Below are 11618 nucleotides of genomic sequence, written 5' to 3' on the forward strand. Positions count from 1 at the left end.
ATGAATATGGCACCCACAATTGGTAAAGCAATTTCTGATGTCGATCAGCTGATCATCGGCCAGGCACAGGAACTGTCCGACAAATTGAAGCAGCATCGCCTGGAAATGTTTCCGCCCCGTGCGATGAAAAGCCTGCGCGAATTCCAGCTTGCCGAGGTGGCGCGTTTCCTTGGCGTCACGAGCGGCTATCTTCGCAATCTTTCGCTGGAGGGCAAGGGGCCCCTGCCGCAGGTGACGCCATCCGGGCGCAGATCCTATACCGCCAGGCAGATGGATGAAATGCGGCTGTTCCTGGATCAGAATGCCAGAGGCAGCACGCGTTACGTCCCGCACCGCACGGGCAATGAACACCTGCAGGTCATCGCCGTCGTGAATTTCAAGGGCGGCAGCGGCAAAACCACGAGTGCTGCCCATCTCGCCCAGCATCTGGCGCTGACTGGCCACCGCGTTCTTGCCGTCGACCTCGACCCGCAAGCCTCGCTTTCGGCGATCCACGGCTTCCAGCCGGAATTCGACGTCGACGAAAACGAGACGCTTTATGCGGCAATCCGTTACGACGACGAGCGGCGACCGCTTAAGGAAATCATTCGCAAGACCAATTTTCCCAATCTCGACCTGGTTCCAGGCAATCTCGAATTGATGGAATTCGAGCATGATACGCCGCGCGTGCTTGCCCAGGGCAAAGCGAGCGACTACGGCCGCATCTTCTTTGCCCGCCTTGACGAGGCGCTGTCTTCCGTCGCCGACGACTATGATGTCGTCGTCATCGACTGCCCTCCCCAGCTCGGCTTCCTGACGATGAGCGCCATCTGCAGCGCAACCGCCGTGCTCATCACCGTTCATCCGCAAATGCTCGACGTGATGTCCATGTGCCAGTTCCTGCAGATGCTGGGCGAGGTGTTGAACACGCTGAAAGGCGCCGGCGGCAACATGAATCTCGACTGGTTGCGCTATCTCGTGACGCGCTACGACCCGCAGGATGGGCCACAGACGCAGATGGTCGCCTTCATGCGCTCGATGTTCCGCAATCACGTGCTCACAAATCCCATGCTGCGAAGCGTGGCGATTTCGGATGCTGCCATGACGAACCAGACCCTCTACGAGGTGGAGCGCAATCAGTTTACCCGCGCGACCTATGACCGCGCCATGGAGGCCATGAGCGCCGTAAATGGCGAAATCGCCGAGCTCATCCATAAGGCATGGGGGCGCAGATGACGGCGCACCGATTGACAGCAACCAACCGTTCAACCGCCAGGAGGAGAAAGAATGGCACGTAAGAATATCCTCTCGGGCCTGATGGACGATTCCAAGAAGTTTACTGCCGTAAACAGCGAGCCCGTAAACGACCCCGATAAGCAGCAGATGAACTTCAAGGGAATTGGCGCGCTCGGTGCCGTTACCCGCAGTATCGATGCCCTTGCTGCAAGGGCTGACGCTGCGCGCGAAATCGAAGAAAGGCTCGCCCATGGCGAAACCGTGATTGATCTCGACACGGCACTCATTGAAGATTCCTTCGTCAGCGATCGCCTCGGGCACAATGATGAGCAGTTTCTGGAATTGGTGGAAGCCATCCGCCTGCGAGGGCAGGATTCGCCCATTCTTGTCCGCCCGCATCCGGAAAAGGATGGAAAGTACCAGATTGCCTTCGGCCATCGCCGCGCACGCGCTGCCAAGGAACTTGGGCGGCCGGTTCGCGCCGTCGTCAAGAAGCTTGCCGATCGCGACCATGTGATTGCCCAGGGACAGGAAAACTCCGCACGCGCGGATCTCTCCTTCATCGAGCGGACGATGTTTGCCGACAAACTCGACAAGCTCGGCTTCGATCGAGAGACGATCATGGCAGCGCTCAACGCTGACAAGACGACCATCTCCAAGATGCTATCCGTCACCCGGCGCATTCCGGCCGAGATTCTTTCGGCAATTGGCGCAGCCCGCGCAACCGGCCGCGACCGTTGGCATGACCTTTCGGCGAAATTCGAAGAAGACAACGCTGCCGAGCGGGCGATGCTGTTTATCGAAACGCCAGCCTTCGAAGCTGCCGAGCCGGATGCCCGGTTCGACATGCTTGGCGCATTCCTCAGCAAGAAGCCGGCATCAGCCGTCCAGACCGCAACGCCGTCTTCGGCCGTGACCCAGTGGCAGCGCAGGGACGGCTCCGTCAAGGCGAAGATCAAGGATGACGGGAAGCAATTCACCATCGCGCTGAGGGCAGGGAAGGCGTCGGCCTTCGGCACCTATATCGCGGATAATCTCGATCGTCTCTACGAGGCGTTCGAGGATGGCGGGACGACAGGAAAGAACGGAGATCAATAGCAAAAGAAAAGGCCCCCGAACGTTGCCGTAGCGGAAGCCCTCTCTGATCTAGACACCCAGAGAATCACATTTCCGCACAACATAGTCAAGAGTCTCCGGCACCTATTTTCGGTGAGCTGATATCTTTTGCCTTGAAGAAGGCGAAGAAAATGGAAAGCGGAAGTGTGACGACGCCTTTTGGGCGGCGGCCGATGACACTTGGCATGCTCGCAAGTCAGGTCACCAGCCAAAAAATTGAGCCAGGCGCCTCAATCGATAAATGGAAAGTCTATCGTGCGCTTTGTGAAGCCAAGCCTCTGCTCGATATATCCGACAGAGCGCTCACGGTATTGAACGCGCTTTTGAGCTTCTACCCGAAAGGTGAGCTTGCTGCAGATGACAGTCTTGTCGTCTTTCCCTCCAACACCCAGCTCTCGCTTCGCTGCCATGGCATGGCCGAGCAAACGATCCGGCGGCATATGGCCGTCCTCGTCGCTGCCGGCCTCGTGATCCGCAAGGACAGCCCCAACGGAAAGCGCTACGCTCGCAAGAACCGCAATGGCGGGATCCACGAAGCTTTTGGCTTCTCACTCGCCCCTTTGCTTGCGCGCGCCTGCGAAATCGAACGCCTGGCCGCGAAAGTCTCTGCCGACCGCCTCTACATCCAAACGCTCAAGGAACGTCTCACGCTCACCCGCCGCGACATCTCAAAGCTTGTCCACGCAGCGATCAGTGAAGAGCTTCCCGGAGACTGGCAAGCGGTCAACACACGCTTTCACGATATCCTGAACCAATTGCCGCGCGGAGCTGGTGCCCATGCGGTTGCATCCACCTTGGATCTCCTCGACGCATTGCGCGATGAAATCGTCAAGCGACTGGAAATACAAATTAAAACGGACAATCTGAGCGCCAATGACTCACAAAATGAGCGGCACATACAGATAACAGAATCCGAATCTAATCTTGATTCTGAAGCCGATGTTGAAACTGGAACCCCTGAGTTGACTGCAGTAAACTCGCCAATGATCGATCCGGCAAACGACAGCGACGCTGAGCTCCCTCAACCACAGGCAAGAACCAACACCGTATCGACGATATTTCCGCTCTCCCTCGTCCTGCAGGCATGCCCGGAAGTGCGTAGCTATGGTCCTGCCGGAACTGTCAGAACTTGGCAGGACCTCATTGCCGCAGGAGCTATCGTCAGTTCAATGCTTCATATCAGTCCCTCAGCATACAGGGACGCCTGCAGGGTCATGGGTCCGCAAGCTGCCTCAGCCGTGCTGGCCTGCATTTTCGAACGGTCGGGGACGATAAATTCAGCCGGCGGTTATTTGCGCGACCTCACGCGGCGCGCCCAACGCGGCGAGTTTGCGATCGGATCGATGTTGATGGCGCTTGCAAGGACACGGGAACATCATGACGCCCATCATTGAGTTGACTGCAGTAAACTCACACTTGACCGGCCCCAAAACGATAGCCCCGCAACCTTTGTCGGCCGACGCCGCATCCACGTTACTTCGGCTCTTCCTCGTTTGCCGGCACGCCCAACGCTGCGAGTTCCGGCCCGGTCGGAACGATCAAAGCCTCGTAGGACATAATGCCCGCCGACGCGCTGATCGTCCAGACGCTGCAATCAATACTTCAGATCCAACCATGCTGCTTCCTCGGGTCTGCAATAGGCAAAGTGTTCCCGCCTCCTTGATGCGGCAGGAGCGATCAACGGAGCCGACGGTGCGACCCTAAACAGCCTGAGGCAACTGATGGAGTTGCGATAGGATCGAAATTCGGAAGTCCTGCAGGGGTGGAGAAGCCGCAGGAGGCGCGTCACTCGTTCAAGCCCGAGAAATCAAGGCATCGCAAGGCCTGAAACAGGGGCCGCAGTGACCGAACGAAATGTCGTGATTGTTTCCGTTAGATGTTGAATAGTCTGTGATAACAAACTGTTAGAGATCGACTAAACTTAATCTGATCTCCCGGAAATCATGCTGCTATGGTACCTAAACGGGGCCTTATGGTCAAGGAAAGCATGTCGTCCAGCGCCGGAGATCGGCAAGATGCGACATCGAAGCATCCTTGCGGCAAAACCGGCGGGATGGACAGGTCGGCGCCAGCCTGGAAGCGGACATCGCTCCAGACGAGGGCCGTCCTTAACGGGTGAGATATTGGATGTAATGCCTGCCGTGAACCGCCGACTTCTCGATATGAGCCCGAACCCCGAATACATCCCGAACGAGCTCTTCGGTCAGAACCGCTTCGGGCGGCCCGGCAGCAACCACGCGGCCGCTATGCAGGACGGCCAGGCTATCGCAGAACATTGCCGCCAGATTGAGATCATGCAATGCGATGACGCTGGTGACCGGAAGCGTCGTGACGAGATCCAGCAGTTCCAACTGATGCTGGATGTCGAGATGATTGGTTGGTTCATCAAGCAGCAGTTCGGTCGGCGTCTGCGCAAGGGCGCGAGCGATGTGCGTGCGTTGACGCTCCCCACCTGACAGTGTGCGCCACAGCTGTAAAGCCTTGGCCGTCATGCCGACCTGTTCCAGTGCCGCATTGACGGCGTCTTCGTCCGTCCTATCCCAGGGGGAGAGCGCGCCTCGATGCGGTGTTCGCCCGAGGCGGACAACATCCTTTACCGAAAGGTCCGCATCGGTTGTCGCTTGCTGTTCGATACGCTGGGCAATCTCGCGACGCGCCATTGTGCTGATATCGCTCTCGCCCAGTCTGATGACGCCGCTCTCAACCTGCCGCAGCCGGCAGATGAGACGCAGCAGGCTCGACTTGCCAGAGCCATTGGGTCCGAGCAGACCAAGCGTCTTGCCCGGCGCAACATCAAGGCTGACGCCATCGACGATCACTGTGCTGCCGGCGCACCAGGCGACGTTGCGCATCGATATGCTCATACCGGCCTCCTTGCCTTGTAGAGAATGAGGGCGAAGACAGGAGCGCCGAAAAGTGCCGTGACCACGCCAATTGGAAGCACCTGCTGCGGGATGATCGTGCGCGAGACGATATCGGCAAGTACCATGAAGATCGCCCCGATCAACGCTGTTGCCGGCAGTAACCGCTCGTGAGCCGGACCGACCAGAAAGCGCGCCGCGTGCGGAATGACAAGACCAACGAAGCCGATCGAACCGACGATGCTGACGACGGCAGCGGTCATCACCGCCGTCAGTCCAAGAAGGGTAAGACGCACGCGCCGCACCGGTACGCCGAGCGCCGCGGCAGAGTCCGTACCGAAGGCAAAGGCATCCAGCACACGTGCGTGAAGCATGCAGATAACAAAGCCGCCGCCGGCAATGGGGGTAACGAGTAAAACATCCGTCCAGCGCACGCCGCTGAGGCTCCCGAGCAACCAAAACATGATACCCCTTGCCTGCTCGGCATTGGCCGAGGTCGTGACGATGTAGGACGTCAACGCATTGAAGAGCTGCGAACCAGCAACGCCTGCCAGGATGATCCGATCGGCGCCGCCGCCTGCGCCTGCGGCCAAAAGGGAGACGAGACCGAAGGCTGCCACCGCACCGAAAAAAGCACCGGTGGAAAGCGTCAGCACGCCGGACCCGATGCCGAGGATCATGATGGCGACCGCGCCGGTCGAGGCGCCCGCCGAAATGCCAAGCACATAAGGTTCGGCAAGCGGATTGCGAAGCAGGGCCTGCAGCATGGCGCCCGTCATCGCAAGAGCCGCGCCGGAACTTGCAGAGACCAGGGCGCGGCTCAGCCGATAGTCCCAGATGATACCCTCATGGATCGGCTTGATTGCGAAGGAGGTGCCGAACATTCGATTTGCAATAGCTTGCGCAATCGTCCGCAGCGGTATGACGATCTCGCCGATCGACACGGCGAGGCCTATCGCCAATGTCAGTGCAGCCATTGAAAGCAGGGACAAGGCGGCAAAGCCGCCCCATCCGTTACGTTGCCCGGCGTCTTTGCTCACTTCGCCAGTCCAAACTGCCGTATGGCTACTGCAAGCGTCTCGATGCCGTCGACAAGGCGGATCGATGGGCTCATTGCCTGCGAGTCCATGACGACCACCTGCTTCTTTTCCACAGCGCTGATCCTGCTTGCCACAGGATCGGTGTTCAGAAACGTAAGCTTGATGGCCGGATCGTCGGCAACGTAGCGGCGACGATCCATCCCGGCGATGACGATGATTGCGGGATTGAGGCCGGCGACCGTTTCCCAGCCGACCAACGGCCATTCCTCGTTCGTGGCAATCACGTTCTTTGCCCCAAGGGCCTGCATGATATAGGCGGGCGCGCCGTTGCGGCCGGCCATGAAGGCTTCCCCGTCGACTTCCTTGCTGGAGAACCAGAATACGACCGGGATATCCCTTACCCTTGCCCCGGCAACGGATGCAATCGCCTTATCCTCACGTTCCTTCAGCCTCGCGACCAATGCCTCGCCGCGGTCCTGAACGTCAAAGATCGCGGCAAGTTCGGTGATCTCCTGATAGATGACCTCGGTCTTCAGCATTTCCTTGCGGACACCATCACCACCCGTCGCATTATCCTTGGCGGCGCAATCGGCCGGCGCGACATAGGTGTTGATGCCAAGCTTCGAAAACTGATCGTAGGTTCCAACCGAGCCGTTCGGGCCGACATGCCACTCGAACTCGGCAGCAACCAGGTCGGGGCCGGTTCCGACCACCGCCTCGAAGCTCGGATCATTGTCGGCGAGCCGCTTGATTTTGCTGTTTTCCGCATCGAATTGTTTGAGCACTGGGCTGAACCAGACAGCCGTGCCTGTGATGCGATCCGCAAGGCCGAGCGACAGTAGGATTTCGGTCATCGCCTGGCCGATCGATACCACCTTGTCCGGCACCCTATTGAAGGTGATGGATCGGCCGCAATTGGCAATTGTCAGGGGGTAGGTGGTCGAAGCGGCAAAAGCAGGTGCAGAAATCGCTGAGGTTGCCAATACCGCGAAGGCAAGGCGCAGAATGAACCGCCGAAGTTTTGGATCGGATGACATGGAAACACTCATAGGGAATTGAGGATGCGTCGGCACGGCGGCCTGATCGCTCCGATGTTGATGGGAAACGCGTAAGGTGGTCGCCGGCCATACGGGCGGGCGAGCCGTCCGGCACGACGGGCTTACCTGCAGCGACTATGGTTTATTGAAAAGAGCGATCCGTTCCGTCTCACGCGGAAGGGGTCTGCGCCGATTAGGGGCGGCAAAAGAAATCATCTCGTCTCCTGTTCCGGGCAACCCCGCCCGTTCAATTGGATCTCTCTTTGACGGCAGGTCTCCTGGCTCGCGGATATACACCGGACCATCTGCCTTCCCGTGAGAACGAGCTCACAGTGGCATGGCGCTTGGCGCCACGAGGATGATCGGCAATCCGCTTACAGTTGCGGGGGCAGCCACGGTCTTGGTCCCTTTTGGGTCGTCCGCACCGTGTTCCCTATTAATCCCCTCGGAGTCTACTTCGGGGAACCGTCGCGCTCAGTTATGCCGAGCGCAGCCGTCTCGTCAAGCCGTTGAGACAAGAGCGATCAATGGACGGCGCCTGATCCCCCGACGGCGACGATGCCGAAAGGCAGTCCCTCAACTGGAAGGGTTCGAACCTCTTTCATGGTCTCAATATCGATCATCCGCACAACGCTATGGCGAGGATCGGTGATGGCAATCTGATCGCCTGCAACTGCGAGCCGGGGGCGCGGATCGCGCCAGTGACCATCCTTGCTGTAAGGCTCGGTGACGCTTGCCGACGTCGTGATCTGACCGCTTAGAATGTCGATAAGATGCAGTTGCCCGTCTTCGGTCAGTACATAGGCATTCTTGACCCGAGTAGGATCGAGCGCGAAATCGATACGGCGGGTCGGCAGGTCGACCAAGCGATACGGTTCGGTGCCGTCTGGGTCGATCAGGGCAATCTTGTCCTCGCCGTAGTTGCCCAGGAAAAATTGCATCACCTTACTGCCGAGCAAGGTCGTCACTTTTCCCTTCGGCAGCTTGTCGCCGTATTCCAGCATTTTAAGTTGCACGGTCTGCTCCTTGCCAGGACGGGCAATCAGGACACCTTCCTCGCAGCCGAAGGCAACGAGCTTTGCCGAGAAGGCTTCTCCGTGCAGCGCCGTGCAGGGCGTGACGTCGCCGACCTGTCTTCCGTTTGCGCTTAGAACCCGTAAACCCAGACGTGGCGGCAGTTCATCCGGTTTGGTTTCCGCCTTGGTATCGGGAACCGAGACCAGCATATTCCGCCCCATGGGCACGGCGACGCCATGGTGAGGTGCCGTCGCGTCTATGAGCTTTTCGGATGCTGTGCCTTCCAGAAGACCTTCTTCGGAAACGAGCTTGGCTTTGCCTTCCCGATCGTAAAACAATACCACGTCGTCGCCATGCATGACGGCGTGGACCGGCCGTTTCCCGTCGAGTGTGGCTTGCAGCAGCAAAGGTGCGGATGTTTCCAGATCGCGATGCTCGCCATGGTCGGAAAGCGTCACACCGGTTTTGATCACCTGGACGGTATTGGCTTCTGATTGAACGGCAAAAACAGTCTGGCCGGAATGACTGGCGGCCAGCGCCGCATAACCCTTTAGCCCAAACTCGCCGATCTGCTCACCGGTCTTGACGTCGAATGAACGAACCATGGGAGCCGTGTGGTCGGCGATGAACAGGCGCCATGTCTGCTTTTCCTCTTCAGCGGAGGCCGGATTCACCAAGAGGCTTGCTGCAAACGCTGCGGCCATCGTCAATCTGGGTATCATCGGAAATCCCTTTTCTGATATGTAATAACATTACATTCTCTAGCGGAGTTCCAAAAACATGTCCAGGCCGTCGGGGCCGAAGGCGATGTAGCGCTCGAGCTGCCCCCCACAAGCCTGCTGCGACCTATGTCCGACGCCGGCCGCGCGTTGGCTCGGCTCGACGAGCGCATCGCCCGCTCGCCAGTCGGGCAGGGTTTTGTCGAACGCTCGCATTTCGCCGACGCCTGCGCCTCGCTTTGGATCGACGGCGAGCTGGTTCATCTGGAAGACCTGGTGCTGCATGATGCCAGTCATGACATCCGCACGCCGACCCATGAACTGACCATCGCCCGCGACGTTCTGAAAACCCGCCGGCGGATTGCGGCCCAGCCGCATGGTTGGGCGCTTCAGTCCCGAGGGACTGCGAAACCTGCGCGGCCAGGGTCACATCGTCGCCGACGGCGGTGCCAGCGAACAATTACCGTCGAAGGTGCTGCCGTGGCCGATGGCGAGCCGATACCCTCTGATGAGGCAGTGAACGGAGGAGGGGAGCGGAGCGATGCTTCTGATCCGCTCGCCACAGAGCTGGCGGCGATCGACGCGGTGCTCGCTCGCTCCGAGGCGGCGCTCACACAGGCTAGTGCGCCCAGCCGCCGGCGGCCGCGAAAAGGATCTGTTCGCTTATGATCTGGATTGGGACGAGGACGAACGGCTCGGCGAATGGCGAGCCGTCCTGCGCGAGCTCGACAGTTCTCCACGCGTGCTGCAGGCGATTGTCGCCCTCGATGCCTGGAATGGTTTGGAGGTCCTGCAGCATGCGCCTTGGCTCGCGGCCGCGGGCAGCGTCATTGCTACGTCAGGCCGGCCTGACGACTGGAGGGCATCTGGCCTCGATCAATCTCGGCCTGAAATCCATTCCGGTCGATCGCCGCCGGCATCGCGACCGCGAAACCCGTTTGCTGGCGCTGCTCGCCGGCATCATCGCCGCGGCCGAGCTTGACCTCAATGAACACGATCGGCTGACCCTTGCCCGGCAGTCGATGGAGCGGAGGCTCACCGGACGGCGGACGTCGTCAAAACTGCCGCAGCTGATCGAGCTGGTGATGTCGAGGCCGCTCCTGTCAACCGGCATGGTCGCAAAGGCGATCGACGTCACGCCGCAAACAGCGGTCAGAATCGTCGGCGAGCTGGGCTTGAAGAGATTGACGGGGAGGGGGAAGTTTCGGGCGTGGGGAGTGGTCTGAGTGGTCGGCATAGGGGCGTGGGCAACGCTGTGACAACCGTGAACAGTGAGTTATCGAGCTGCAGGCTGAACATGCGTAGCAGTACCAGCGCACCCTAAACTTCTAAAAAGAAAGGGCATTGATTCTGGACCAAGATATGGTCTAGATATCTTACGTTATTGGACCTTTAAGTGGTCCGGAATAGGGAGCAGGCGATGCAGGTGTCCGTTACTGAAGCGAAAGGTCAATTGACAGAGTTGGTTCGGCGTGCCGAAGCGGGAGATGAGGTTATCTTGACCCGGCATGGCCATGCGGCAGTTCGTCTTGTTCCCGTAAAGACGGGGCCTGACAGAAGATCTCGTCGGGCGCTACTCGAGGCGGTTCGTACCGCCGCGTCCATGAAGGCGACGACCGGACCCAACGCAGCGCGTAGCCAGGATTTTCTCTACGGTGCTGATGGCCTTCCGGAATGATCGCCGTAGATACGTCGGCGCTGATGGCGATCGTGCTAGATGAACCTGAAGCGAATTTCTGCATCGGTGCGCTCGAAACCGAAGCCGACCTTCTAATCTCCGCGGGCACAGTCGCGGAAGCTCTCATCGTGTCTGCTCGGCGGAATGTTGGGGAGGAGATGGCACGCCTTATCGACGGGCTGGGCTTCGAAATTGTATCTCTTACGCCCGCTTCTGCGAGGCGGGTCGCCCATGCATATGAAATGTGGGGTAAGGGCGTCCATCCAGCGGGGCTGAATTTCGGGGACTGTTTCGCCTACGAAGTGGCGAAGGAACATGCTTGCCGCCTGCTCTTTGTCGGCGATGATTTTACGAAGACCGATATTGAAAGAGTTATCTGAGGGGCGATGGTGACAGAAGCGATGATATTGCCAGAAGGGTGGGTGATGACTACCGTCGCCAAGATTTGGGCGGTGCGTCTGGGCCGACAGCGTTCGCCGGACCAACACACCGGACAATTTGCCACGAAGTACGTTCGTGCGGCCAACATCACGGCTAACGGAATAGATGTTACCGACGTATTGGAAATGGATTTTTCGCCAGCGGAGCGTCAGGTATTTCAGTTTCAAGTCGGCGACATCTTGCTTGGCAGAGGCGGCCGGCAGCCCCAAGCAGGTAGGGCGCGCGGCAATCTGGCAGGGCGAAATACCCGACGGCTGTTTTCAAAACACCGTTATTCGCGTTCGTCCTCACGCCGTTGTCCCTGAATTCGCCCTGCTCGTTTTTCGGCGTATGGCGGAAGTGGTGCCTTTGCGGAAGTGGCCCCGTGGGGTAGCCGACGGCTCCTCATCATAGACTCAGACCTTTGGCGACGCCGAAGGAAGCCGAAGTCGACATTCATCCAACATTTGTAGGCGTCAATAGATCGTGTCCCGGCACGTGGTGTAGGTTTTGAG

At 59.0% G+C, this 11618-nt stretch carries 10 protein-coding genes, 1 pseudogene and 1 riboswitch; of the genes and pseudogenes, 7 read left to right on the forward strand and 4 right to left on the reverse strand.

What is annotated here, in order from left to right:
* The 3 genes from repA to repC all read left to right on the forward strand — a co-directional run bounded on the left by repA (position 1) and on the right by repC (position 3725).
* Positions 1 to 1215 carry a plasmid partitioning protein RepA gene (gene repA, locus QA644_RS21205; RefSeq protein WP_040116398.1) on the forward strand — a complete coding sequence of 405 codons (1215 nt, stop codon included), beginning with the start codon at positions 1 to 3 and terminating at the stop codon, positions 1213 to 1215.
* 51 nt (positions 1216 to 1266) lie between these two features.
* Entirely contained in the window at positions 1267 to 2313 is a 1047-nt protein-coding gene (gene repB / locus QA644_RS21210; protein WP_283073243.1) for a plasmid partitioning protein RepB, read from the forward strand.
* Between the two features lie 149 nt (positions 2314 to 2462).
* Positions 2463 to 3725, forward strand: a complete 1263-nt coding sequence (gene repC / locus QA644_RS21215) for a plasmid replication protein RepC (RefSeq protein ID WP_283074087.1) — start codon at positions 2463 to 2465, stop codon at positions 3723 to 3725.
* 714 nt (positions 3726 to 4439) lie between these two features.
* Here repC and QA644_RS21220 read toward each other — a convergent pair.
* From QA644_RS21220 to QA644_RS21235, 4 genes are all read right to left on the reverse strand, one after another.
* Positions 4440 to 5195 (reverse strand): ABC transporter ATP-binding protein, encoded by a 756-nt coding sequence (locus tag QA644_RS21220; protein ID WP_283073244.1) that lies wholly within the window; start codon positions 5193 to 5195, stop codon positions 4440 to 4442.
* Positions 5192 to 6169 (reverse strand): iron ABC transporter permease, encoded by a 978-nt coding sequence (locus QA644_RS21225; RefSeq protein ID WP_083636042.1) that lies wholly within the window; start codon positions 6167 to 6169, stop codon positions 5192 to 5194. Before QA644_RS21225 ends, QA644_RS21220 begins: the two co-directional genes overlap by 4 nt.
* 59 nt (positions 6170 to 6228) lie before the next feature.
* Positions 6229 to 7269: an ABC transporter substrate-binding protein gene (locus tag QA644_RS21230; RefSeq protein WP_283073245.1), complete on the reverse strand. Its 1041-nt coding sequence runs from the start codon at positions 7267 to 7269 to the stop codon at positions 6229 to 6231.
* Between the two features lie 250 nt (positions 7270 to 7519).
* Positions 7520 to 7754: riboswitch (cobalamin riboswitch) on the reverse strand.
* A gap of 39 nt (positions 7755 to 7793) precedes the next feature.
* The gene (locus QA644_RS21235) at positions 7794 to 8990 is read right to left on the reverse strand and encodes a hypothetical protein (protein ID WP_283073977.1); all 1197 of its coding nucleotides are present in this window, start codon (positions 8988 to 8990) and stop codon (positions 7794 to 7796) included.
* A 144-nt stretch (positions 8991 to 9134) separates the two neighbouring features.
* Here QA644_RS21235 and QA644_RS21240 point away from each other — a divergent pair.
* The 4 genes and pseudogenes from QA644_RS21240 to QA644_RS21255 all read left to right on the forward strand — a co-directional run bounded on the left by QA644_RS21240 (position 9135) and on the right by QA644_RS21255 (position 11429).
* Positions 9135 to 10231, forward strand: a pseudogene (locus QA644_RS21240) (RHE_PE00001 family protein).
* Positions 10232 to 10425: 194 nt separating this feature from the next.
* Positions 10426 to 10683: a type II toxin-antitoxin system prevent-host-death family antitoxin gene (locus QA644_RS21245; RefSeq protein ID WP_239602403.1), complete on the forward strand. Its 258-nt coding sequence runs from the start codon at positions 10426 to 10428 to the stop codon at positions 10681 to 10683.
* Positions 10680 to 11063 (forward strand): type II toxin-antitoxin system VapC family toxin, encoded by a 384-nt coding sequence (locus QA644_RS21250; protein WP_194730290.1) that lies wholly within the window; start codon positions 10680 to 10682, stop codon positions 11061 to 11063. Before QA644_RS21245 ends, QA644_RS21250 begins: the two co-directional genes overlap by 4 nt.
* 45 nt (positions 11064 to 11108) lie before the next feature.
* Entirely contained in the window at positions 11109 to 11429 is a 321-nt protein-coding gene (locus QA644_RS21255) for a hypothetical protein (protein ID WP_283073246.1), read from the forward strand.
* Positions 11430 to 11618 lie beyond the last annotated feature (189 nt).

The sequence above is a fragment of the Rhizobium sp. CC1099 genome, from assembly GCF_029714385.1.
Lineage (GTDB): Bacteria > Pseudomonadota > Alphaproteobacteria > Rhizobiales > Rhizobiaceae > Rhizobium.